The sequence below is a fragment of the Pseudorhodoferax sp. genome (genome assembly GCF_047601025.1).
Classification (GTDB): Bacteria; Pseudomonadota; Gammaproteobacteria; order Burkholderiales; family Burkholderiaceae_C; genus Pseudorhodoferax.
Genome location: NZ_JASGJZ010000001.1, coordinates 1,656,005 through 1,679,836 on the forward strand (window position 1 = coordinate 1,656,005; position 23,832 = coordinate 1,679,836).

At 72.8% G+C, this 23,832-nt stretch carries 20 protein-coding genes; 10 read left to right on the forward strand and 10 right to left on the reverse strand.

The genetic code is table 11. The features are described 5' to 3' along the window. Positions 1-135: 135 nt before the first annotated feature. Positions 136-606 carry a Rid family detoxifying hydrolase gene (locus QM782_RS07730; RefSeq protein ID WP_415202332.1) on the forward strand — a complete coding sequence of 157 codons (471 nt, stop codon included), beginning with the start codon at positions 136-138 and terminating at the stop codon, positions 604-606. A gap of 49 nt (positions 607-655) precedes the next feature. After that, positions 656-2,107, forward strand: coding sequence for an aminotransferase class V-fold PLP-dependent enzyme (locus QM782_RS07735; protein ID WP_415205613.1), 1,452 nt, complete (start codon positions 656-658; stop codon positions 2,105-2,107). Positions 2,108-2,132: 25 nt separating this feature from the next. On the opposite strand, the gene QM782_RS07740 is transcribed toward QM782_RS07735, so the two are convergent. From QM782_RS07740 to QM782_RS07755, 4 genes are all read right to left on the reverse strand, one after another. Next, the gene (locus QM782_RS07740; protein ID WP_415202333.1) at positions 2,133-2,429 is read right to left on the reverse strand and encodes a hypothetical protein; all 297 of its coding nucleotides are present in this window, start codon (positions 2,427-2,429) and stop codon (positions 2,133-2,135) included. Positions 2,430-2,524: 95 nt separating this feature from the next. Continuing rightward, a complete protein-coding gene (gene gap / locus QM782_RS07745; protein WP_415202334.1) occupies positions 2,525-3,523 on the reverse strand; it encodes a type I glyceraldehyde-3-phosphate dehydrogenase in 999 nt (332 codons plus the stop codon). Between the two features lie 45 nt (positions 3,524-3,568). Then, the gene (locus QM782_RS07750; protein WP_415202335.1) at positions 3,569-4,591 is read right to left on the reverse strand and encodes a hypothetical protein; all 1,023 of its coding nucleotides are present in this window, start codon (positions 4,589-4,591) and stop codon (positions 3,569-3,571) included. 5 nt (positions 4,592-4,596) lie between these two features. Beyond that, positions 4,597-6,663 (reverse strand): transketolase family protein, encoded by a 2,067-nt coding sequence (locus QM782_RS07755; protein WP_415205614.1) that lies wholly within the window; start codon positions 6,661-6,663, stop codon positions 4,597-4,599. A gap of 192 nt (positions 6,664-6,855) precedes the next feature. Between QM782_RS07755 and QM782_RS07760 the strand changes: the two genes are divergently transcribed. Next, on the forward strand, positions 6,856-7,788 hold the full coding sequence (locus QM782_RS07760) for an MBL fold metallo-hydrolase (protein ID WP_415202336.1): 933 nt from the start codon (positions 6,856-6,858) through the stop codon (positions 7,786-7,788). A 78-nt stretch (positions 7,789-7,866) separates the two neighbouring features. Here the strand turns inward: QM782_RS07760 and QM782_RS07765 are convergent, their stop codons facing one another. After that, positions 7,867-10,053, reverse strand: coding sequence for a catalase (locus QM782_RS07765; protein WP_415202337.1), 2,187 nt, complete (start codon positions 10,051-10,053; stop codon positions 7,867-7,869). A 178-nt stretch (positions 10,054-10,231) separates the two neighbouring features. On the opposite strand from QM782_RS07765, the gene murU reads away from it, so the two are divergent. The 3 genes from murU (at position 10,232) to QM782_RS07780 (ending at position 13,255) form a co-directional block, all read left to right on the forward strand. Then, complete coding sequence (gene murU, locus QM782_RS07770; protein WP_415202338.1) at positions 10,232-10,978, forward strand: N-acetylmuramate alpha-1-phosphate uridylyltransferase MurU; 747 nt, start codon at positions 10,232-10,234, stop codon at positions 10,976-10,978. Then, positions 10,975-12,354, forward strand: a complete 1,380-nt coding sequence (locus tag QM782_RS07775) for an aminopeptidase P N-terminal domain-containing protein (protein ID WP_415202339.1) — start codon at positions 10,975-10,977, stop codon at positions 12,352-12,354. Before murU ends, QM782_RS07775 begins: the two co-directional genes overlap by 4 nt. Positions 12,355-12,511: 157 nt before the next feature. Beyond that, positions 12,512-13,255 (forward strand): SGNH/GDSL hydrolase family protein, encoded by a 744-nt coding sequence (locus tag QM782_RS07780; RefSeq protein WP_415202340.1) that lies wholly within the window; start codon positions 12,512-12,514, stop codon positions 13,253-13,255. Here QM782_RS07780 and opgC read toward each other — a convergent pair. Then, positions 13,179-14,387, reverse strand: coding sequence for an OpgC domain-containing protein (gene opgC / locus QM782_RS07785; protein WP_415202341.1), 1,209 nt, complete (start codon positions 14,385-14,387; stop codon positions 13,179-13,181). The two genes, QM782_RS07780 and opgC, sit on opposite strands and share 77 nt — an antisense overlap. A 444-nt stretch (positions 14,388-14,831) precedes the next feature. Here opgC and QM782_RS07790 point away from each other — a divergent pair, with 444 nt between their 5' ends. After that, the gene (locus tag QM782_RS07790) at positions 14,832-16,001 is read left to right on the forward strand and encodes an ABC transporter substrate-binding protein (RefSeq protein ID WP_415202342.1); all 1,170 of its coding nucleotides are present in this window, start codon (positions 14,832-14,834) and stop codon (positions 15,999-16,001) included. A gap of 38 nt (positions 16,002-16,039) precedes the next feature. Here the strand turns inward: QM782_RS07790 and QM782_RS07795 are convergent, their stop codons facing one another. Further along, complete coding sequence (locus QM782_RS07795) at positions 16,040-16,933, reverse strand: dienelactone hydrolase family protein (protein ID WP_415202343.1); 894 nt, start codon at positions 16,931-16,933, stop codon at positions 16,040-16,042. Positions 16,934-17,121: 188 nt separating this feature from the next. On the opposite strand from QM782_RS07795, the gene QM782_RS07800 reads away from it, so the two are divergent. Continuing rightward, a complete protein-coding gene (locus tag QM782_RS07800; protein ID WP_415202344.1) occupies positions 17,122-18,117 on the forward strand; it encodes an SGNH/GDSL hydrolase family protein in 996 nt (331 codons plus the stop codon). A gap of 79 nt (positions 18,118-18,196) precedes the next feature. Here QM782_RS07800 and QM782_RS07805 read toward each other — a convergent pair whose 3' ends face one another. The 3 genes from QM782_RS07805 to QM782_RS07815 all read right to left on the reverse strand — a co-directional run bounded on the left by QM782_RS07805 (position 18,197) and on the right by QM782_RS07815 (position 21,878). Beyond that, positions 18,197-18,601 (reverse strand): hypothetical protein, encoded by a 405-nt coding sequence (locus tag QM782_RS07805; RefSeq protein WP_415202345.1) that lies wholly within the window; start codon positions 18,599-18,601, stop codon positions 18,197-18,199. Positions 18,602-18,624: 23 nt separating this feature from the next. Further along, positions 18,625-20,112, reverse strand: coding sequence for a tyrosinase family protein (locus QM782_RS07810; RefSeq protein WP_415202346.1), 1,488 nt, complete (start codon positions 20,110-20,112; stop codon positions 18,625-18,627). Between the two features lie 116 nt (positions 20,113-20,228). After that, positions 20,229-21,878 carry a GMC family oxidoreductase gene (locus tag QM782_RS07815; RefSeq protein ID WP_415202347.1) on the reverse strand — a complete coding sequence of 550 codons (1,650 nt, stop codon included), beginning with the start codon at positions 21,876-21,878 and terminating at the stop codon, positions 20,229-20,231. 87 nt (positions 21,879-21,965) lie between these two features. On the opposite strand from QM782_RS07815, the gene QM782_RS07820 reads away from it, so the two are divergent. After that, positions 21,966-22,877, forward strand: coding sequence for a LysR family transcriptional regulator (locus tag QM782_RS07820; protein ID WP_415202348.1), 912 nt, complete (start codon positions 21,966-21,968; stop codon positions 22,875-22,877). 226 nt (positions 22,878-23,103) lie between these two features. Next, positions 23,104-23,820: a PEP-CTERM sorting domain-containing protein gene (locus QM782_RS07825; protein WP_415202349.1), complete on the forward strand. Its 717-nt coding sequence runs from the start codon at positions 23,104-23,106 to the stop codon at positions 23,818-23,820. Positions 23,821-23,832: the final 12 nt, after the last annotated feature.

The window sequence follows — 23,832 nt, forward strand, 5'->3', positions numbered from 1 at the left end:
GTAGGGGAAATGAAGTCCCACGCGCAGTCCTCCGATTCCTAGAATTTCTTCGCACCCTGCCCCCCGTGACGTGCTGCAGCAACAGCGACGGGCCCGGCCCTTGCACCTCTTTCAAACCACCCGGAGGAAGCCCCCATGCCCCTGCCCTTTTCCGTCCCGCGTCTCGCAGCCGTCGCCGCCGGCTGCGCCGCGGCGCTGCTGCTCACGGCCTGCGCCGTGCCCGCCAAGCGCGAGGTGCTGTCGACCACCGGCGTGCCGCCGGCCATCGGGCCGTACTCGCAGATGATCGCGCACGGCCACAACCTGTACCTGTCCGGCGTGATCCCGCTGAACGTCGCGGGCAACGCGGTGGTCGGCCCGAGCATCGAGGAGCAGACGCACCAAGTGCTGCGCTACATCGGCGTGCTGCTGAAGTCGCAGGGGCTGGACTACTCGGACGTGCTCTCGACCACGGTCTACATGAAGGACCTGAACGAGTTCGCCGCCATGAACAAGATCTATGGCGAGTACTTCACCGGCGGCGCCCCGGCACGCGCCACCGTCGAGGTCGCGCGGCTGCCGCGCGACGTGAAGATCGAGATCGGCCTGATCGCCGGCCGCCGCTGAACCCCCCACCACGGAGAGCCACGCCATGCAAGAACACAACGTTTCCGCCATGCCCGCCGCAGCGCCCGAGGCGAGCGCGATCGCCACCGTCGACACCTCGCGCTGGAGTTCCAAGCGCCGCGACTTCCTGCGCATGCTGGGCTACGGCGCCGGCGCCGCCGCGCTCGGCCCGACGCTGATGGCCTGCGGCAGCAGCAACTCGGCCACGCGCGCCGACGACCTGCGCGCGCAGCTCGTGACCGACGAGGCCTTCTGGACCGCGGTGCAGGGCCTGTTCATCCTGGACCCGTCCAAGACCTTCATGAACATCGGCACGGCCGGCTCCATGCCCAAGCTGACGCTGGACGTGTTCGACGAGAAGAACCGCGCGAAGGCCAGGGATTCTGGCAACGGCTACAGCAACCTGAGGAATCTGCGCGACCAGGTCGCGCCCAGCTTCGGCGTGGGCGGCGACGAGCTCGCGTTCTCGGCCAACACCTCCTCGGGCATGTGCCACGCGATCCTGGGCCTGGACTGGCAGCCCGGCGACGTGATCGTCACCACGAACCACGAGCACGGCGGCGGCGACACGCCGCTGGCCATCGCGCAGGACCGCTACGGCATCGAGGTCTCGCGCATTGCCATGCCGGTGGGCAACAACCAGACGGCCGCCACCTACCAGAACCTGTTCGACGAGCGCGTCCGCGCGCTCAAGAACGCCGGCAAGCGCGTGCGCGCGATGATGTGGTCCTCGCCGACCTACAAGACCGGCACGCTGCTGCCGATCGCCGAGCTGATGGAGGTGGTCAAGGCGCACGAGCTGATCAGCATCGTCGACGGCGCGCACCTGCCCGGCATGATGAACTACGACTACGGTGCGCTGGGCATGGACTTCATGTCGGGCGCCGGCCACAAGTGGCAGTGCGGCCCCGGCTCCACCGGCATCCTGATCATCCGCAACAAGATCCGCGCCTCCAACCCGCTGCCGCTGCCCAAGTGGTACCCGGTGCACACCAGCAGCTACTCGACGCAGCCGCGCACCACCACCGGCACCGAGACCTTCGACATCGCCGCCAGCGTGACGTCGTGCGGCAGCGTGCACACGCCGATGTTCGAGGCCCTGGTCAGCGCCTGCCTGAAGTGGGACGAGATCGGCCGGGAGAAGATCCAGACCTACGACCTGACGCTGGCGAACTACCTCAAGGAGAGGATCGCCGAGCGCTGGGGCCTCAACGCCCTGTACTCGCCGAAGGACGATCCCAAGCTGTGCTGCGCGCTGACCTCGTTCAACCCGTTCCGCAACAGCCCGAACGACATCATGGACTCGGCCAAGTCCAGCCAGTTCGTGGCGCGGATGCTGAGCGACTACCCGCAGCACTTCGTCATCCGCAACGCCAACTTCGAGGTGATCGGCGCCCCGGCGCAGCACTACGGCGTCCGCGTCTCCACGCACCTGTGGCACGACGCGAACGACGTCGACGCGCTGGTCGACGCGATGTGGGATCTGTCGGGCCGGATGTAAGCGGCCCGGGCGCGCGGCCTGCCTGTCAGGCCGCGCCGCCGCCGGGCCGGCCCGGCGGCGCGGCGCTGCCCAGCGCGTCGTTGACCTCGTCCAGCGTGTCGGCGGACTTGTTCAACGTCTTCTCGACCGCGCCGGTATGGTCCAGCGCCTGGTCGACCGCCGGATGGCGGTCCTGCTCGGGCAGGTGGGTTTCGAACACGGTGTTGGCCACGGCCAGGTCATCGGCGGCCTGGCGGATGTCGGCCGCGACTTCCTTGGCCTTCTCGATGGCCTGCTCCAGGGTCTGGGCGGCCCCGGCGTCGTTGGACGGCTGCTGCGGCATGGCGGATTCCCGAACGGACAAGGTGGTGGTGGACGCACATCCTAGCGCGCCCGCCGGGGCCGGAACAACCGCCCGGCCCGCTGCGGTCTGGCGTCTTACTTGGCGATCACGCGGACCATCTCGAGCACCTTGTTCGAGTAGCCCCATTCGTTGTCGTACCAGCTCACCAGCTTGACGAAGGTGCCGTCCAGCGCGATGCCGGCCTCGGCGTCGAAGATCGAGGTGCGCGGGTCGCCGCGGAAGTCGGTCGCCACGACCTTGTCTTCCGTGTAGCCCAGGATGCCCTTGAGCGCGCCTTCGCTCTGCGCCTTCATCTCGGCGCAGATCTCCTTGTAGCTGGCTTCCTGGTTCAGCTCGACCGTCAGGTCGACCACCGACACGTCGGAGGTCGGCACGCGGAAGCTCATGCCGGTCAGCTTCTTGTTCAGCTCGGGGATCACCACGCCCACGGCCTTGGCGGCGCCGGTGCTGGAGGGGATGATGTTCTCCAGGATGCCGCGGCCGCCGCGCCAGTCCTTGTTGGACGGGCCGTCCACGGTCTTCTGCGTGGCGGTGGCGGCGTGCACGGTGGTCATCAGGCCGCGCTTGATGCCCCACTTGTCGTTCAGCACCTTGGCCAGCGGGGCCAGGCAGTTGGTGGTGCACGAGGCGTTGGAGACGATGGCCTGACCGGCGTAGGTCTTGCAGTTCACGCCAAACACGAACATCGGCGTGTCGTCCTTGGACGGGGCCGACATGATGACCTTGCGGGCGCCGGCGTCGATGTGCTTCTGCGCGGTCTCCTTGGTCAGGAACAGGCCGGTGGACTCGACCACGATGTCGGCGCCGACATCGCCCCATTTCAGGTTCGCGGGATCGCGCTCGGCGGTCAGGCGGATCTTCTTGCCGTTGACGACCAGGGTGCTGCCGTCGACCGCGATCTCGCCCTTGAAGCGGCCGTGCACCGAGTCGTACTGCAGCATATAGGCCAGGTAGTCGGGCTCCAGCAGGTCGTTGATGCCGACGATCTCGATGTCGTCGAAGTTCTGCACCGCCGCGCGCAGCACCATGCGGCCGATGCGGCCGAAGCCGTTGATACCGATCTTGATCGTCATAGCAGGATCTCCTGGAAGTGAAATGAGGATGGGGGAGACAGGGGCCTACGGCTGCAGGTCGAGCACGGCGCAGGGCACCTCGACCAGCACGGTGCGGCCGAACAGGTCGTTGGCCTGCCGGTCATCGGCGAAGTGTAGTTGCTGGCGCTGCAGCCACTGCATGAACGGCAGGCGGTTGGGGTCGAGCGGCGGCGCGCTGCGCACCTCGTTCGGCAGCGCAGGGCCCCAGACGGTGTAGGCGACCTTGAACGGGCAGCGCATGGTCGTGAAGTCGAACCAGCCCTGCAGCCGCTCGGGCTGTTCGGTCATGGCCAGGAATTCGGTCAGGCCGTAGCTGTCCTTGGAAAAGGCGTAGCGGCGCATGTCGCGCGCGCCCAGCATGAAATGCTCGCGCAGCAGCGTCGGCGCATCGCCGGCCGTACGGCAGGGCATGCGGTAGCCCTGCGCCCAGTCGAGCAGCAGCTCGGTGTCGGCCGGCGTGACGCTGGAATGCAGCAGCCGCACCTGCGGCGGCTGGCTGCCGTCGCCCTCGAAGCGCAGGCTGAAGACGACGTGCTGCAGCGCGCGCCGGCCCAGGCCGCGCACCGGCGCGGGGTCCTTGGCCGGGCGCAGCAGGCAGGCCGGCGGGCGCGGCGCATGGCCGGCCAGCGGCACGGGCTCGGCCCGCGTCACGCGCCGCGCCGGCGCCGGGCGGAACACGAAGTCCTGCACGGCCTCGACCGGCGGCTCGCCCGGCTGCAGGCAGGGCAGCCGGTAGTCGGCGACGTGGTGCTGCACCAGGCGCTGCAGGTCGGCGCGCGCGGTGGCGGCCAGGAGCTCGGCCGCGGGCGGCGCATCGGGCGCCGTGAAGCGCAGCTTCACGCGGACCAGGCCGCCGTCGCGCGGATCGGCCTCGTCGGTCGCCAGGCCCACTGCCGCCGGCGGCATCTGCAGGCAGGCCAGCGCCGTCGCCGGCGCCAGCGGCGTGATGTCGACGGGCTGCGCCTGGACGGCCGCCGCGCCGGCGGCCATGCACAGGGCCGGCACGATGCGGCGCCGCGCCGCGCTCCTGACCAGGCGCCCCGCCATGACGTTCAGCGCGCCAACGCCGCGCGCACCGTGGCGGCCACGTTCTCCGGCGTGAAGCCGAAGTGCTTGAACAACACCGGCGCCGGGGCCGACTCGCCGTAGGTGTCGATGCCGACCACGGCGGCGCAGCCGTATTTCCACCAGCCGTCGGTCACGCCCATCTCGACCGCGATGCGCGGCAGGCCGGCCGGCAGCACCGCCTTCTTGTAGGCCAGGCTCTGGCGGTCGAAGGCCGTGGTGCTGGGCATGGAGACCACGCGCACGGCGATCCGGTACTCGCGCGCCAGCAGCTCCTGCGCGGCCAGCGCCAGCTGCACCTCCGAGCCGGTGGCGATGATGACGGCCCGGGCCTTCTTCTTCAGGCCCAGGTCCGCCGGCTCGGACAGCACGTAGGCGCCCTTGCTGATCTCCGACAGGTCGCGCTTGGGCGCGTACCTGAGGTTCTGGCGCGACAGCAGCAGCGCGGTCGGCCGCGTGCGGTTCTCCAGCGCGACGGCCCAGGCGATGGCGGTCTCGGCCGTGTCGGCCGGACGCCAGACGTCCAGGTTCGGGATCAGGCGCAGGCTGGCGGCATGCTCGATGGACTGGTGCGTGGGACCGTCCTCGCCCAGGCCGATGGAGTCGTGCGTGAACACGTGCACCACGCGCTGCTTCATCAGCGCGGCCATGCGGATGGCGTTGCGGCTGTAGTCGCTGAAGGTCAGGAAGGTGCCGCCGTAGGGGATGTAGCCGCCGTGCAGCGCGATGCCGTTCATGACCGCGGCCATGCCGAACTCGCGCACGCCATAGTTGATGTGGCGGCCGATCAGGTGCGGCGGCTCCGCGGGCGGCGCGTCCTCGGCACCGGCCCCGGAGGCAGGCGTGTCGCCCAGCACCACGGCGCCGCTGTCGGCCTCGAAGCGCAGCGCCGGCGTGTGGCTGGTGTTGGTGAGGTTGGAGCCGGTCAGGTCGGCCGAGCCGCCCAGCAGCTCGGGCAGCGCGGCGGTGAAGGCCTCCAGCGCGATCTGCGAAGCCTTGCGCGAGGCCACGCCCTCGGCCTTGGCGTGGGCGGCGACGGCGGCGTCCACGGCGACCTGGGCGAAGTGCCGGGGCAGCTCGCCGCGCATGCGGCGCGCGAACTCGGCGGCCAGCTGCGGGTGGGCCGCCTTGTAGCGGGCGAACAGCGCGTCCCAGTCGGCCTCGGCCGCCAGGCCCCGGGCCTTGGCGTCCCAGGCGGCGTAGACGTCCGCGGGGATCTCGAACGGGCCGTGCTCCCAGCCCAGCGCCGCGCGCGTCAGCGCGATCTCCTCGGCGCCCAGCGGCTCGCCGTGGGCCTTGGCCGTGCCGGCGCGGTTCGGCGAACCCTGGCCGATGGCGGTCCGGCAGATGACCAGCGTGGGCTTGCCATGCGAGGCCCGGGCCTCGGCGATGGCCTGGGACACGGCCTCGGCGTCGTGCCCGTCGACCGGACCCAGCACCTGCCAGCCGCAGGCCGTGAAGCGCAGCGCCGTGTCGTCGACGAACCAGGGCGCGACCTTGCCGTCGATGGAGATGCCGTTGTCGTCGTACAGCGCGATCAGCTTGTCCAGCTTCCACGCGCCGGCCAGGGCCACGGCCTCGTGGCTGATGCCTTCCATCAGGCAGCCGTCGCCCAGGAAGGCGTAGGTGCGGTGGTCGACGATGGGGAAGTCCGGGCGGTTGAACTCGGCCGCCAGCAGCTTCTCGGCCAGCGCCATGCCCACGGCGTTGGCGATGCCCTGGCCCAGCGGGCCGGTGGTGGTCTCCACGCCGGGCGTGACGCCGTGCTCGGGGTGGCCGGCGGTCTTGCTGTGCAGCTGGCGGAAGTTGCGCAACTCGGCCATCGGCAGCGCGTAGCCGGTGAGGTGCAGCAGCGCGTACAGCAGCATGGAGCCGTGGCCGTTGGACAGCACGAAGCGGTCACGGTCGAACCACTGCGGGTTGCGCGGGTTGTGCTTCAGGTGCCGGCCCCACAGCGCGACGGCCATGTCGGCCATGCCCATGGGCGCGCCGGGGTGGCCGGAGTTGGCCTGCTGCACGGCGTCCATGGCCAGGGCCCGGATCGCGTTGGCCATGCGGCTGGCCGAGGCCGGGGCGGCGCCGGGATCGATGGCCGGTTCGGAGGAGGAGGTCGGGGCCATCGTGTCAGTGTTCGCCATGGGTGGGCTGCTCCGCAGAATCGGGGGAAACCCGGGATTTTAGCGAGCGCCCCGCGCCGACCCACCGGCCACTCGGCCTACAGTCGCGGGAGGAAACGCCACCGCACCATGCCCGCCATCGCCCTGCCTCCCGGCGTCACGCTGCTCGAGCGCGGCTGGCTCTCGTCCAACGGCCTGCTGCTGCAGGACCCGCGGGGCGCGGGCCCCGCCGCCCTGGTCGACTCCGGCTACTGCACGCACGCGGCGCAGACCGTGGCGCTGGTGCGCCACGCGCTGGGCGGCGCCCCGCTGCAGTGGCTGCTGAACACGCACCTGCACAGCGACCACTGCGGCGGCAACGCCGCGCTGCAGCAGGCCTGGCCGGCGCTGCGCACGGCCATCCCGCCGGGCCAGGCCGGGCCGGTGCGCGCCTGGGACGAGGAAGCGCTGGGCTACGTGCCGACCGGCCAGCGCTGCATGCGCTTCGGTTTCGACGCGCTGCTGCGGCCGGGCATGGAGATCGCCCTCGGCGCCGGCCGCTGGCAGGTGCATGCGGCGCCGGGCCACGACCCGCACGCGGTGCTGCTGTTCGAGCCGGCCTGGCGGCTGCTGGTGGCCGGCGATGCGCTGTGGCAGAACGGCTTCGGCGTCGTGTTCCCGGAGCTGGAGGGCGACGCCGCGTTCGCCGCGGTCGGCGCCTCGCTGGACCTGATCGAGCGGCTGGCCCCGGCCGTCGTGATCCCCGGCCACGGCGGCGCGTTCGACGACGTCGGCCCGGCCCTGGCCCGCGCCCGGCGCCGGCTCGACGGCTTCGTCGCCGCGCCGCGCCGGCACGCGCACTACGCGGCCAAGGTGCTGCTGAAGTTCAAGCTGCTGGAGCTGCAGCGCGTCGCCGAGGCCGAACTGCTGGCCTGGGCCGCCCGCACCCGCTACCTCCAGCTGCTGCACGCGCGGCATTTCGCCGACGCCGGCGACCTGCCGGCCTGGACCGCGCAGCTGGTGGAGGACCTGCTGCGCTCCGGCGCGGCGGCACGCGAAGGGCCGCTGCTGCTGGACCGGTAGCGCGGGAGCGGGCACCGCCCGCCGTGTCCGGCTGCCCGGCTGCCCGGCTGCCCGGCTGCCCGGCTGCCCGGCTGCCCGTCAGGCCAGCATGCGCACCTTGGGCTCGCGCGCCCAGTGGCGGCGCGGGCCGGTCTTGACCAGCGCGTCCAGCGCCACCACGCCCTCATCCGGCTCCACGCCGGCCTTGTCGAGCAGCGGCTGCGTACCGGCGCAGTGCGCAATGGTCTTGCAGTGGCCGTAGGCGTCCATGAACCACTGCACGGCCGCGCCCTCGCGCGCGAGCTGGCGCGCCTGCTCGGGCATCAGCACGCTGGCGACCGCGTCGAACAGCACCGAGGGCGAGCCGGCCAGCTGCCCGTCCGCCTGCAGCGTGCCGCCCTTGACCGGGATGCCGCCGACCTTGGGCGCCACCAGGAACACCGTGCCGCCGGCCTGCTCGACCTCGCCCTTCAGGCGCTCGATCGCGGCCTTGTCCGAGCCTTCGGCGAACAGCAGGCCGACCTTGCGGCCGGCGAAGCTGTTCATCGCCTGCTTCTGGATCGACAGCGCGTCCGACGGCGCCATGTCCACCGGCTCGCGCGCCGCCGGGGCCTTGGCCGGCAGGTCGATGGCGAGGCCGTCCGCCACGCGCCTGGCCAAGTCCTCGTCGACGTTGCGCAGCCGCGCGACCACGCGCTCGCGCACATGGGCCAGCGCCACCTTGGACAGCTCGAACACCAGCGCCGAGGCGAGGTGCGCCTGCTCGCTCTCGGTTTGCGAGCGGTAGAACAGCCGCGCCTGGCTGTAGTGGTCGGCGAACAGCTCGGCGCGGATGCGCAGCTTCTGGCCCGGGTCGTTGCGTTCGTCGTTGGCGGTGAAGGTGGTGAAGCCGGTCTCGGGGCAGGCACGCGGGCCACCGTCCTCGCCGGCCTGGGCCAGGCTGTTGGGCTCGTAGTTGGCGCGGCCGGTGGGCACCAGCGTCTGCATCATGCCGTCGCGCTGGAAGTTGTGGAACGGGCACTTGGGCGCGTTGATCGGGATCTGGTGGAAGTTGGTCGTGCCCAGGCGCGACTTCTGCGTGTCCAGGTAGGAGAACAGCCGCCCCTGCAGCAGCGGGTCGTTGGTGAAGTCGATGCCGGGGATGAGGTTGGACGGCAGGAAGGCCGCCTGCTCGGTCTCGGCGAAGAAGTTCGACGGGTTGCGGTTCAGCGTCATGCGGCCGACGATCTGCACCGGGATCTCCTCCTCGGGGATGAGCTTGGTGGCGTCCAGCACGTCGTAGGGCTGCTGCGCGGCCCAGGCTTCGTCGAACACCTGGATGCCCAGGTCCCACGCCGGGAAGTCGCCCTTGGCGATGGCCTCGTACAGGTCGCGGCGGTGGAAGTCGGGGTCGGCGCCGGCGATCTTCACCGCCTCGTCCCAGGTGGTGGACTCGATGCCCAGCACCGGCTTCCAGTGGAACTTGACGAAGCGCCCCTCGCCCTTGGCGTTGACGAGGCGGAAGCTGTGCACGCCGAAGCCTTCGATCATGCGCAGGCTGCGCGGGATGGCGCGGTCCGACATGGCCCACATCACCATGTGCATGGCCTCGGGCATCAGGCCGATGAAGTCCCAGAAGGTGTCGTGCGCCGAGGCCGCCTGCGGGTAGCCGCGGTCGGCCTCCATCTTCACGCTGTGCACCAGGTCGGGGAACTTCATCGCGTCCTGGATGAAGAACACCGGGATGTTGTTGCCCACCAGGTCCCAGTTGCCGGTGTCGGTGTAGAACTTGACGGCGAAGCCGCGCACGTCGCGCGGCGTGTCCACCGAGCCGGCGCCGCCGGCCACGGTGGAAAAGCGCACGAACACCGGGCAGCTGGCGCCCTTCTTCTGGAAGATCGACGCGCGGGTCAGCTCCGGGATCGCCTTGGTGCACTCGAACACGCCGTGCGCGCCCGAGCCGCGCGCGTGCACGATGCGCTCGGGGATGCGCTCGTGGTCGAAGTGGAAGATCTTCTCGCGCAGGACGAAGTCCTCCAGCAGCGTCGGCCCGCGCGCGCCGGCGCGCAGCGAGTTCTGGTTGTCGGCGATGCGGTGGCCGAAGTTGTCGGTCAGGTGGTCCGCGCCGGCACCGTGGTCGCCGCGGCGCGGGACGTCCTGGTGCAGCTCGCCGCCGTGGCCGGCGTGCTCCTCGAATGCCGGGCAGCCGGCGCCCGGCGCGTGGTGGTGCAGGCTGTTGGAATTGGCGGGCGACGCGGCGCTGGCAGGCGCGGCAGCGGGGCCCGGGGACGGGGACTTCCTGGCCATGGGGTGCTCCTGTTCGATCGTGGGTCGTGGCTGGGTGGAATGCCGATTTCATGCGCCGGCGCCGCCGGCCGCGGTCGTGGCAAGGCGCCCGAGGCTGTGGGAGCCGGGACGGATTTTTCGTAGGAGGGCGCCTACCGGCCGGCGATCGCCGGCGCCGGCGCTGCCCATAATCGCGGCCATGCCGTCCCCGATCCTTCGCGCGCAGCCGGTGCGCTGCGCGATGGTCCTCGCCGCCGGGCGCGGCGAGCGCATGCGCCCGCTGTCCGACCGCACGCCCAAGCCGCTGCTGCCGGTCCACGGCAAGCCGCTGATCGTCTGGCACCTGGAGGCCATGGCGCGCGCCGGCATCGAGCGCGTGGTAGTCAACACCGCCTGGCTGGAGGAGCAGATCCCGGCCGCGCTGGGCGACGGCAGCCGCTGGGGCCTGTCGATCCGCTACTCGATGGAGGGGCGCGACCACGGCGGCGCGCTGGAGACGGCCGGCGGCATCGCCAAGGCGCTGCCGCTGCTGGACGAGCTGTTCTGGCTGGTCTCCGGCGACATCCACGCGCCGCAGTTCGGCTACGACGTGCGGCGCGCCGCGGCCTTCGCGGTCCGGCCGGAGCGGCTGGCCCACCTGTGGCTGGTGCCCAACCCCGACTTCCATCCCGAGGGCGACTTCGGCATCGGCGCCGACGGCCTGGCGCTGCTGGACCCCGGCCCGGAACGCCACCGCTGGACCTACGGCAACCTCGCGCTGGTGCGCCGCGAACTGTGCGCGCATCTGCCGGCCGGCCAGAAGGCGGCGCTGGGCCCGCTGCTGCGCGCCGCGGTGCACGAGCGCCGCGTCGGCGCCGAGATCTACGCCGGCGCCTGGCACAACCTCGGCACGCCCGCGCAGCTGGCCGCGCTGGATGCGTCCGCCGGCGCTACGATCCCCCGATGACCACGCCCTACGCCCAACGCCGCGCCGAAGTCGCCCGCCAGATCGGGCGCGACGGCATCGCCATCGTGCCGACCGCCCCCGAGCGCCCGCGCAACCGCGACGCCGACTTCCCGTACCGGCACGACAGCTATTTCTACTACCTGACCGGCTTCACCGAACCCAACGCCTGGCTGGTCATCACCGGCGACGGCCGCAGCACGCTGTTCTGCGCGCCCAAGGACCTGGAGCGCGAGATCTGGGACGGCTACCGGCTCGGGCCCGAGGCCGCGCCGGCCGCGCTGGGCGTGGACGAGGCCTGCTCCAGCGCCGAGCTGGACACCCGGCTGCCGCGCCTGCTGGAGAACCGCGGCACGGTATGGTTCCCGTTCGCGATCCACGCGGGGCTGGAGTCGCGCATCGACGGCTGGCTGGGCAGCGTGCGTGCGCGCGTGCGCTACGGCGCGCTGTGCCCCGCGTCGCAGCGCGACCTGTGCGGCATCCTGGACGAGATGCGCCTGGTCAAGGACGCGCACGAGCAGGACATCATGCGCCGCGCCGCGCAGATCAGCGCCCAGGCCCACGTGCGCGCGATGCAGACCTGCGCCCGCATGCTGCGCGCGGGCCGGGACGTGCGCGAGTACCACCTGGACGCCGAGCTGCTGCACGCCTTCCGCCAGGACGGCTCGCAGTTCCCGGCCTACGGCTCCATCGTCGCCGCCGGCGCCAACGCCTGCGTGCTGCACTACCGCGCCGACGCGGCGCCGGTGCGCGACGGCGAGCTGGTGCTGATCGACGCCGGCTGCGAGCTGGACGGCTACGCCAGCGACATCACCCGCACCTTCCCGGCCAACGGCCGCTTCACCGGCCCGCAGCGCGCGCTGTACGACCTGGTGCTGGCCAGCCAGCACGCGGCCGTGGCCGCCACCCGCGCCGGCGCCCGCTTCAACGACCCGCACGACGCCACCGTCCGGGTACTGGCCCAGGGCATGCTGGACCTCGGCCTGCTGGACGGGAACAAGGTCGGCGGCCTGGACGACGTGATCGCCAGCCGCGCCTACTTCGCCTACTACATGCACCGCACCAGCCACTGGCTGGGCATGGACGTGCACGACTGCGGCAGCTACGTGGAGCCCGGCGAGGTCGGCGACGGCAGCGTGCGACAGGACCCGCTGTCGGGCGAGACCATCACCGACCGGCCCAGCCGCATCCTGCGCCCCGGCATGGTGCTGACCATCGAGCCCGGCCTGTACGTGCGCCCGGGCACCGACGCGCCGGAACAGTTCCACGGCATCGGCATCCGCATCGAGGACGATGCCATCGTCACCGCGGGCGGCTGCGAGCTGATCACGCGCGGCGTGCCGGTCGAGGCCGGGGAGATCGAGGCGCTGATGCGCTGAGACGTCGTGGTCCCATCCTTCACGCCCACCGCGGCATGCGATCGATGCCGTCGCAGCTTCTGAGGCTCCGGCGCGCCGTGGGCTCCGCCCGCACGCGCACAGCCGGCGTCGGCATGCGCCGACACGCCACCCACCGCCGCCATGGCATGCTGGCGCCATGCGCAAGACCAGACGACGCCTGACCAAGCTCGCCCTCGCGCTGTACAGCCTGGGCATGGGCGCCTCCGCCGGGGCGCAGCAGCAGTGGCCGCCGCCGGGCCGGGCCGGGCCGCAGCGCGCCGCACCGGTTGCGGACACGCGCTGGAAGGACAGCTTCGACGCCTTCGCCGCGGCCGACCGGCAGCAGGCGCCGGCGCCCGGCGGCATCCTGTTCGTCGGCAGTTCCTCGATCCGGCTGTGGGACGGGCTGGAGCGGCAGTTCCAGGGTGCCCCGGTGCTCAAGCGCGGCTTCGGCGGCTCGCGCATGCTGGACGTGGCCGCGCACGCGGACCGGCTGGTGCTGCCGTACCGGCCGCGGCTGATCGTGGTCTACGCCGGCGACAACGACCTGGCCGAAGGCCGCACGCCGCAGCAGGTGCTGGACAGCTTCATCCAGTTCGTCGCGCGCGTGCGCGCGGCGCTGCCGGACACGCGCATCGCCTACCTGTCGATCAAGCCCAGCCCGCTGCGCGCGGCGCTGATGCCGCAGGCCATGCAGGCCAACGCGCTGATCGCCGGCTACGCCGCGGCCACGCCCAACCTGGACTTCATCGACATCTACTCGCGCATGCTGGACGCCCAGGGCCGGCCGCGCACCGACCTGTACGGCGGCGACGCGCTGCACCTCAACGCGGATGGCTATGCGTTGTGGAAGGCGGCGATCGCGCCGCACCTGGCGCTGCCGGCCGTGGCGTCGCGCTGAGGCGGTCCAGCTCCCGGCTCAGCAGCGCGACCGCGTACAGCACGGCGAACGACACCGCGAGGATGGCCGCGTCGATCCACAGCGGCCGCCACGGCGTCGGCGCGCCGAACAGCGACAGCGCCAGCAGCGCCAGCACCAGGTGCACGCAGAACACCGGCAGCGAGGCCGCGCCCATGACCTCCAGCGCGCGCACGCGCGGCAGGTGCCGGGCCAGCCACGGCGCCCAGTGCAGCGCCAGCACCAGCAGCGCGAACAGGTTCAGCAGGCGCAGCGGCGCCAGCTGCCATTTGTCGAACAGCAGGTTCAGGCCGGGGTCGTGCGGCAGCGGCACCTGGCCGACCACGTGCCGCCAGACGAAGCCGATGGCGGCGATCGCCGTCGCCAGCACCAGCATCCAGCGCGGGAACGCCGGCACCGGCTGTGGCGGCTGGGCGCTGCGCCCGGCGCCCAGCCACAGCCCCAGCACCCAGGGGAACTGCCAGGCCAGCACGTCGAACGCGCCGGTCTGCGCCAGCGGCACGCGGATGCCGGCGGCCGGCGCCAGCGCCTCGTACACCCAGGCGCCGAACTTGAACTGCGCGGCCAGCCACAGCGCCACGCTCAGCGCCAGGATGCCGCCCCAGCCGCGGCGCAGCCCGTGCAGCAGCAGCACCGGGCTGACCAGCATCAGCAGCACGTACAGCGGCAGGATGTCCAGCAGCGGCGGGCTGTAGATCAGCAGCAGCCCGCCGACCAGCGCGTGCAGCGGCTCCTGCAGGTAGTACTCCAGCAGGCCGGTGATCGCTTCTTCCTGCAGCACCACGGCGATCAGCGCGATCACGCTGAACAGGAACAGCAGCAGCGCGGCCTGGCACAGGTAGATCTTCCCCACGCGCCGGTAGAACGCGCTGCGCATGCGCGAGCGGCCCTCGCGCCGCTCGCGCGCCGCGTAGACCATGCCGGCCATGAAGCCGGACAGCAGCACGAAGCCCTCGGCCGCCGAGACGAAGCCGAACGGCTGGCCGGCCGGCCCGGCCACCACCGTGGGCAGGTGCGTCAGCGTCATCAGCACCAGCATCAGGCCGCGCAGCGCGTCGACCTGCCACAGCCGCGCGCCGGGCTCAGAAGGTGTGGATGAATCGATCGCAGCCACGACGGGGTGCGGCGGGTCGCAGGCCGCCGCCCTGGCGGGTGCCAGGGCAAGGACTGCAACGCCCGCATGCGGCCCGGCGCATCCCGGCCCGCAGGGCGAGGCCCTGGGAACACGCGTGATGCGAGAACAGGTGGTCATCGGGCCTCGCGTGGGTGTGAGCGGTTCGTTCGCACCTTCTCAGGTGCCGGGCGCGACGGGAGTGCCATCGGGTTCCGGCTCGGCCGGGCTGCCGGGCTCCGGCGCGCCATCGTCGGGCTCCACCGGCAGGCCGCCGGGTTCGGGCTCGCCATCGTCTTCGCCGTGGCGTCGTGGGGGGCGGTGCAGCGCAGGCATGGCGGATGCGGGGCGAGAATGGGGAATCCGCGCATCGTCCCGCATGCGCCGGCCCGGCGGGCCAGGCCGGCGCCGCGAATGCCTGTCGGCGCCGTCCCACACGAGAGCAGCATGCCCCTGAACAAACGCCGCCTGCTGGCCGCCGCCGCGCTGGCCGGCATCGCCCCGATGGCGCGGGCCGCACCGGCCCTGCGCATCGGCCTGATCGCCAGCTACACCGGGGTCTACGCCGACTACGGCCGCCAGTTCGACGCCGGCGTGGCGCTGTACCTGGCCGGGCAGGGCGGCCGCATCGCCGGCCGGCCGGTGGAGATCGTGCGCCGCGACACCGGCGGCCCGGCGCCCGACGCCGCGCGCCGCCTGGCGCAGGAGCTGGCGGTGCGCGAGCGCGTGGACCTGCTGGCCGGGCTGGACTTCAGCCCCAACGCCTACGCCGTGGCCCCGGTCGCCACCCAGGCCCGGCTGCCGACGCTGGTCATGAACGCCTCGTCCTCGGGCATCACCGCCAGCTCGCCCTACCTGGCGCGCGTGTCGTTCACGGTGCAGCAGGTGTCCGCGCCGATGGCGCGCTGGATGCTGGGCAACGGCCAGCGCGAGGCCTACCTGGTGGTGGCCGACTACGCGCCCGGCGCCGACGCGCTGGCCGCCTTCCGCCAGGCTTTCGAGGCCGGCGGCGGCCGCATCGCCGGCGAACTGCGCACGCCGCTGCAGAACCTGGACTTCGCCGCCTACGTGCAGCGCATCCGGGACGCCCGGCCGCAGGCGGTGTTCTTCTTCTTCCCCTCCGGCGTGATGCCGACGGCCTTCCTGAAGGCCTGGCGCGAGCGCGGCATGGCGCAGGCCGGCATCGGCCTGTACGCCACCGGCGAGGCCACCGACGACAGCTACCTGGACGCCACCGGCGACCTGGCGCTGGGCCTGGTCACCAGCCACCACTACTCCTACGCCCATCCCTCGGCGATGAACCGCCGCTTCGTGCAGGCGTTCGAGGCCCGCTTCGGCAACACGCTGCGGCCCAGCTACTTCGCCGTGGCGGCCTACGACGCCCTGGCCGCGATCGACCTGGCGCTGCGCCGCACCGGCGGCGATGCCGGCGGCGAGCGCTTCATGGAGGCGCTGAAGGGCCTGGCCTTCGAAAGCCCGCGCGGCCCGATCGAGATCGACGCGGCCACGCGCGACATCGTGCAGACCGTCTACATCCGCCGCACCGAGCGCGTGGACGGCCGGCTGGTCAACGTGGAGTTCGACCGCTTCGAGCGCGTGAAGGATCCGGGGCGGTAGGCGCAGGCGCGCCGGCCGCACCGCGACGGCGGGGCGGCTCACGCCAGCTGCGCCCGCAGGAACGCCACCGTCCGCCCCCACGCCAGCGGCGCCGCCGCGGCGTCGTAGCGCGGCGTGGTGTCGTTGTGGAAGCCGTGCTGCGTGCCGGGGTAGTGGTACACCTCGCAGCGCACGCCGGCCGCCTTCAGCGCCGCCTCGTAGGCCGGCCAGGCGGCGTTGATGCGCTCGTCGACGCCGGCCAGGTGCACCTGCAGCGGCGCCTTGACGCGGGCGGCCTCCTCGGGCGCCGGGGTGTTGCCGTAGAACGGCACGGCGGCCTGCAGGTCCGGCAGGCGCGTGGCCAGCCAGTGCGCCACGCCGCCGCCCCAGCAGAAGCCGACCACGCCCAGCCGGCCGCTACCGTCGCTCCGCGCGCGCAGCCAGGCCGCGCACGCCAGGAAGTCCTCGCGCGTCTTCGCCGGGTCGAGCCGGGCGAACTCGGCGCGCGCCTTGTCCTCGTCGCCGGGATAGCCGCCCAGCGGCGTCAGCGCGTCCGGCGCGAAGGCCATGAAGCCGTCCAGCGCCAGGCGGCGCGCGACGTCCTCGATGTGCGGGTTCAGGCCGCGGTTCTCGTGCACCACCAGCACCGCCGGCAACCGGTCCGCGCCGGCCGCGGCGGGCCGCACCAGGTAGCCGTCGATCCGGCCGTGGCCAGCCGGCGAGGGCACGGACACGCGCTCGCCGCGCAGCCGGGCGTCGTCCGGCGGCACCTGCTGGCCGCGCGCGAAGTCCGGGCTCAGCGCGGCCAGCAGTCCGGCGGCCGTCATGCCGGCCTTGGCGTAGCGCCGGGCCCGGGCCAGGAAGCCGCGGCGATCCAGGTCGCCGTGCACGTAGGCGTCGAACAGGACCAGCAGCTGCGGGTCGAAATCCTGGGCGGTCAGGCGAGGGGGCATGGCAGCGGCTCCGCGAAAAAAGGAAGCGTGCAGGGTAGCGCCATCGCAGCGCCGCGCGATGCCTGTCATCCCTGACAGGTGCGCATCCTCGGAATGGCGGGAGTTGTTTCTGATCTGCATCAATCCCGCACCGAATTAGCGAAGTGTTACGTAGCATCGGCGTCCTCTTTTTTCCCAGAAGGATCCCCATGCTCCCCACCCTTCGCGCGCTCGGGCGCGCCCTGTGTCTCGTCTGCCTGCTGGCGCTGCCGGCCGCCTGGGCCGGCCAGGCCAGGTACCCGGTGCTCTACGTGTTCGGCGACAGCCTGTCGGACACCGGCAACGACTACCTGGCCACCAAGCAGCTGCAGATCGTGCCGGCCATCCCGCCCTCGGACTCGCCGCACGCCACCTACTGGCAGGGCCGCTTCACCAACGGGCCGGTGGCCGCCGAATACCTGTGGCGGCTGATCCGCCGCCGGCCCAACGCCGAGCTGGCGCCTTCGCTGAGCGACCCGACGCTGCAGAGCAAGCGGGCGCTGAGCTTCGCGTTCGGCGGCTCGACCTCGGCCGCGTCCACGCCCACGCCGATGGGCTTCACGGTGCCGGGCCTGCTCGGCCAGGTCGACCTGTTCACGACCGCGCTGGGCAGCCGCCAGGCGCCGGCCGAGGCGCTGTACATGGTCTGGAGCGGCTCCAACGACTACCTGCAGAACCAGGCGGACAGCCCCTACACGGTGGTCGGCAACATCACGCAGGCGATCCGCGGGCTGTACGCGGCCGGCGCGCGCCACTTCCTGGTGCCCAACCTGGCCAACCTGGGCATCACGCCGATGGTGCAGGCGCAGCACCAGGGCCCGCAGTTCACCCAGCTGAGCAAGCAGCACAACGCGCTGCTGAAGTCGGCGCTGGCCGCGCTGGAGCGCGAGCTGCGCCCGATCCGCATCGTCACGGTGGACATCTACACGCTCAGCGAGATCATGCTGTCCACCGGCCTGGTCTCCGCAGACCCCTCGGCGCTGGACTACCTGCTGCCCGACAGCGGCGCGTCGAACTGCCTGGTGGTCAACCCCGCCGCCTGCGTGGACGCGCCGTGGGCCGGCTTCCTGTCGCCGTTCCTGTTCTGGGACCTGATGCATCCGACCACCCAGGTGCACGGCGCGATCGGCACCGCGATGTTCACGGCGCTGCTGACGCAGCGGTGAGAAGCCGCGCGCGGCGCCCCCGCGCCGACACGCGGCGCCTGATGCGCCTCATCGGCCGGCCGCCCTCGCCGTGCCCGCGTCAGCGGGGCGCCGCCCAGTCCGCCGTCACCGCGTAGGCCGGGGCGGCACCGGAGCGGCCGGCCGGCCCCAGCGGCACGGCCGTGACCGCGAGGTGCAGCGCCTGGCCGGTGCGCCCGGCCCGCAGCAGGGCCGCCGGCACGCGCACCACGAAGGTGGCCGGCGCGCCGGGCGGATGCAGCGACCAGGCCGCCAGGCGCTCCGCGCGCCCGGGCGGCGGCCCGGCCCGCAGCGTGGCCTGCAGCAGCACGGGCTGCGCGGCGCCGAGGGGTACCACGCGCACCTGCAGCAGCTCCGCCGAGGGCGGCGCCGGCGGCAGCGGCAGCTCCGCCACCGGCACGGCCGCGCCCGGCGGCGGCAGGGACTGGGCGCCGGCCGCCAACGCACCGGCCAGCGCCAGCGCCATGCACCCGCGCGCGCCGGCCCGCATCACCGGCCCTGGCCCAGCGGGCGCGGTGCCGGCGCAAGGCTGTCGGCCAGCAGCAGTTCCAGGCCGCGGATCTGCAGCGTGCGCGTGCGGTCGGCCCGCGCCGTCCAGGGCACCGCCACCAGCTGCACGCCGACCGCGCCGCCCAGCGCCGCGCCGCCGGCGCGCAGGCGCTGCAGCGTGGCGCCCAGATCCACCATGAAGGCCGCGTTCGCCGCCGCCGCGCCGTGGCCCTGGTGCGCGGCATGCGCCTGGGGATCGTGGAAGAACGCGAAGCTGCCGGCGAACTGCGGCACCTGCGTGCCGGTGTCCGGCCCGGCGCCCGGCAGGTCGACGTAGACCCGCACGAAGAACTCCCCGGAAGGCGGCTGCTCGGCCGGCTCGACGCGCAGCAGCAGCCGTTCGCGCCCGGCGCGGCTGGCACCGGCCAGCGCGGGTGCGTCGGCCACCTCCAGCACCGGGCTGGCCGCCGCGCCCACCGGCACCTGCAGCGCCCCCGTGCGCGCCAGCACGCGCCGGCGCTGCAGTTCCACGTGGCCGCCTTCCTGCAGCAGCCGGCGCAGCGCCGCCTCGTCGGGGATCTCCAGCGGCCGCAGGCGCCGCGGGCAGCTGGTGAACGGATCGCTGTCGAAGCGGTAGCTGAGCAGCGGCGCCAGGTTCATCGCGCCGACGGTGACGTTCTGCACCAGCGCCCCGTGGCGGTCCGCGAACATGCCCGCGAGGCTCAGCCCGGTCCAGGCCGGATCGTCGGTGTTGGCATGGCCCTGTACGCCGTTCCACTCCCACCACACGCGCTCGATCATGTTGTGGTGCATCCAGAAGACCGGGTCGCGCGGCGACTGGAAGTTGTTCATCACGCCGCCGACGAAGCCGTGCACGCTGTTGTGCGGCGTGCCCTCCAGCGGCCCGTAGCCGACCGGCGGCCGCAGCGCGGCGGCCGGGCTGCTGGCGAACAGCGCGAAGTTCGGCTCGTCCAGGATGTCCTGCATCACGCCCGGGCCGACGGCATCGTCCGGCAGCGCCGCCGGGGGCACGCCGCTGCGCCCCGGCGCGAACAGCGGGTTGCCGGCATCGCCGAGGAAGGGCGCCGGGATCTGGCGCTGGCAGGTCCAGTTCCAGTAGGGCAGCGCGAAGTCCTGCGCGCCGGTCAGCTCGCGGCAGATCTGCTCGAAGTACAGCAGGTAGGCGCGGTGCCACGGCAGGAAGAACCAGTTGCCGTGCGGGCAGTGGTCGAAGTGGATCTGCGCCTGGGCGTTCCAGCTGCGGCGGTCGCTGGCCGGCAGCGCCTTCATCGCGGCGACGGCGGCGCGGTAAGTTTCGACGATGGGATCGTTGGCCGCCAGCGTGCGCAGGCTGCGGCGGACCGGGCGGTTGCGGATGCGCTCCAGCAGCGCCTCGCAGCCGCCCAGCGCGAGCGGCGCCGCGCCGAGCGCCGCGATCTGGCCGAGCCGGTGCAGCGCGGCACGCCGGTGCATGGGGGGTGGACGCATGGGGTTCTCCTGGCGCGGGCGGTCGCCGGCCTTCCCCAACTTAGGCCGCAGCGGGGCCCGCCGCAAGCGCCGCGCGCACCGGCATCCCCCATGTTGCGGACGCCGGCGCGGCCAGCCTAGGCGGCCGCCTCCCGCACCCAGGCCGCGGCCTTCTCCGCGATCATCAGCGTCGGGCTGTTGGTGTTGCCGCTGGTGATCGCCGGCATGGCGCCGGCGTCGACCACGCGCAGGCCCGCGACCCGGCCGCCGCGGCCGTCGCGCACGCGCAGCCGGCTGTCGAGCACGGCCTGCGGGTCGCCGTCGCCGCCCATCGCGGTCGTGCCGACCGGGTGGAAGATCGTCGTCGCGATGTCGCCGGCCAGGCGCGCCAGGTCTTCGTCGCTCTGGTACTGCGGGCCGGGCTTGAATTCCTCGGGCCGGTACTTGGCCAGCGCCGGCTGGGCCGCGATGCGGCGCGTGACGCGCAGCGAATCGGCGGCGACCCGGCGGTCCTCCTCGGTGCTCAGGTAGTTGGGCGCGATGGCCGGCGCGTCGGCGAAGCGCGGGCTCCTGATGCGCACGCTGCCGCGGCTCGTGGGGTTCAGGTTGCAGACGCTGGCGGTGAACGCCGGGAAGCTGTGCAGCGGCTCGCCGAAGGCGTCCAGCGACAGCGGCTGCACGTGGTACTGGATGTTGGCGTGCGGCCGGCCGGGGTCGCTGCGCGTGAACGCGCCGAGCTGCGAGGGCGCCATGCTCATCGGGCCGCTGCGCGACAGCAGGTACTCCAGCCCGATGCGCGCCTTGCCCAGCAGCGAGGAGGCCAGCACGTTCAGCGTGGGCGCGCCGGCGATCTTGTAGACGGCGCGGATCTGCAGGTGGTCCTGCAGGTTCTCGCCGACACCGGGCAGGTCGGCCTGCACCGCGATGCCGTGCCGCTGCAGCAGCGCGCCGGGCCCGATGCCCGACAGCTGCAGCAGCTGCGGCGAGCCGATGCTGCCGGCGCACAGCAGCACCTCGCGCGTGGCGCGGGCGGTGACCAGCTCGCCGCCGGTCCAGACCTCGGCGCCGGTGCAGCGCAGGCGGCCGTCGCCCTGGCGCTCCAGCAGCAGCCGCGCCACCTGGCCGCCGGTCCACAGCTCGAAGTTCGGCCGGCCGTAGCAGGTCGGCCGCAGGAAGGCCTTGGCCGTGTTCCAGCGCCAGCCGGCCTTCTGGTTGACCTGGAAGTAGCCCACGCCCTCGTTGTCGCCGCGGTTGAAGTCGGCCGAATGCGGGATGCCGGCCTGCTGGGCGGCGGCCGCGAACGCATCCAGGATGTCCCAGCGCAGGCGCTGCTTCTCCACGCGCCACTCGCCGCCGGCGCCATGGAGCTCGTCGGCGCCCAGGTAGTGGTCCTCGTGCTGACGGAAGGCCGGCAGCACGTTCTGCCAGCGCCAGGTGTCGTCGCCGGTGGCGGCGGCCCAGCCCTCGTAGTCGCGCGCCTGGCCGCGCATGTAGATCATGCCGTTGATGGACGAGCAGCCGCCCAGCGTCTTGCCGCGCGGGTAGCGCAGCGTGCGGCCGTTCAGGCCGGCGTCGGGTTCGGTCTGGTAGAGCCAGTCGGTGCGCGGGTTGCCGATGCAGTACAGGTAGCCCACGGGGATGTGGATCCAGTGGTAGTCGTCCTTGCCGCCGGCCTCGACCAGCAGCACGCGCCGGGAAGGGTCCCGGCTCAGCCGGTTGGCCATCAGGCTGCCGGCCGTGCCGGCGCCGATCACGATGTAGTCGAAGGTGGTGTCGCCGCTGCCCATGCATCTGTCTCCTGCGGCGCGCAGTGTCGCGCCGCAGGGCGCCGGGTGCCAATGAGTTCTGCGCCCGCTGGTATAAGCGCGGCAAATATGAACCCCGCCCTGCTCGACCTGCCGGCCCTGCGCGCCTTCGTCACCGTGGCGCGCGAGGGCAGCGTGTCGCGGGCGGCCGCGCGGCTGCACCGCACGCAGCCGGCGCTGAGCCTGCAGCTGCGCAAGCTGGCCGAGGCCACCGGGCTGGTGCTGTTCCAGCGCGGCGCGCACGGCATGGCGCTGTCGGCCGACGGCGCCGCGCTGCTGCAGCTGGCCGAACGCGCGCTGGCCGCGGCCGACGACTTCGCGCGCGCGGTGGAGCGGCTGCACGGCAGCACGCGCGGCCTGCTGCGCATCGGCACCATCCTCGACCCCACGTTCCTGCGGCTGGGCGACTGGCTGGGCGCGCTGGTGCGCATGGCGCCGCAGGTCGACACCGAGCTGCGCCACGGCATCAGCGGCAGCGTGCTGGCACAGCTGCAGCAGGACCGGCTCGACGTGTGCTTCTACCTGAGCCCCGGCTTGGCGGCGACCGAGGCGCTGCGGCCCGCGCTGGCCGCGCGCACGCTCACGCGCTTCGACTACCGCGTGGTGGCGCCCGCCGGCTGGGGCCCGCAGGTGACGGGGCGCGACTGGGAGGGACTGGCTACGCTGCCCTGGGTGGAGACGCCGCCGGAATCGGCGCACCACCGCCTGCTGCAGGGCGTGTTCGGCCCGCGCGGCCTGGCGCCGCCGCGCGCGGCCCTGGTGGACCAGGAGGCCTCGATGCTGGACCTGGTCAAGTCCGGCGTGGGGCTGTCCCTGGTGCGCGACGCCATCGCCATCCGCGAGAGCCAGACGCACGGCCTGGCCGTGGCCGACCGGGTGCGCATCGCCTGCGAGCTGCAGTTCGTGTGCCTGGCGCAGCGGCGGGACGAGGCCGTGGTGCAGGCGGCCTGGCAGGCGCTGGAGCAGGTGTGGGGGCATTGAGCCCCCGACCCGACGCTGGCGCGGCGCCGGCCATGGCCGTCAGGCAATAGGCAGCGCATCACGCCCCCAACCCGCGCGTCCTCGCCGCGGGCACCGCCGGATGTGCTTGGCAAAAACAGCGAAAAATTCACGGTGGACGGTCTATGCTGTCACGGGTGAACGGGCCACTGCGGGATGTACCGCACGGCCCGGCGCATCACCCAGGCACAGACCACAGGAGGCACGCATGTCAGTTTTCAAGAGGTTCTCGGCGCGCAGCGCCATTGCCGCGCTGGCACTGGCCGGCACGGTGCAGGCCGCGCCGATCAGCCTGGGCTCGCTCGGCAATGCCGATTCCAGCTTCGGCAGCGAAACCGTCACACGCGACAGCATCACCGGGCTGGAGTGGCTGGACCTGGGCCTGACCAGCGCCTACTCCTACGACGGCATCAGCACCCTGATGAGCGCCGGCGGCACGTTCGAGGGCTGGCGCGTGGCCACGCGCACCGAAGTGAACGCGATGGTGGCCCATGCCGGCCTGGTCGGCCTGACCGGATCGGCGGCGCAGGATGCATTCGACAACCTGGTCGCGCTGTTCAACGGCCAGGTGGACGACGTGGCGGGCGTGGGCTGCGTCCTGGTACTGGAAGGCATCGCCGAGCCCGGCACCGCCGGACCGCCGGCCTCCCACGGCCTGGCCGGCATCGGCGTCGACCGCTACCCGCAGAACGGCGCCGCCTGCGGCAATGTGGAGCCGGGCAGCGAGTTCATCACCAGCCTCCCGGTGGCGGAGTTGCTGGAGATCGCCGACACCACCACCGTGAACGACCACAACGCCAGCAGCCCGATCACCGTGGGCGGCATCTTCCTGGTTCGCCCAACCGCCGTGCCCGAGCCGCAGAGCATCGCGCTGCTGGCATTGGCACTGGCCGCGGCCGCGGGGCTGCGCCGGTCACGCCGGTGACCTGGAGCCGCC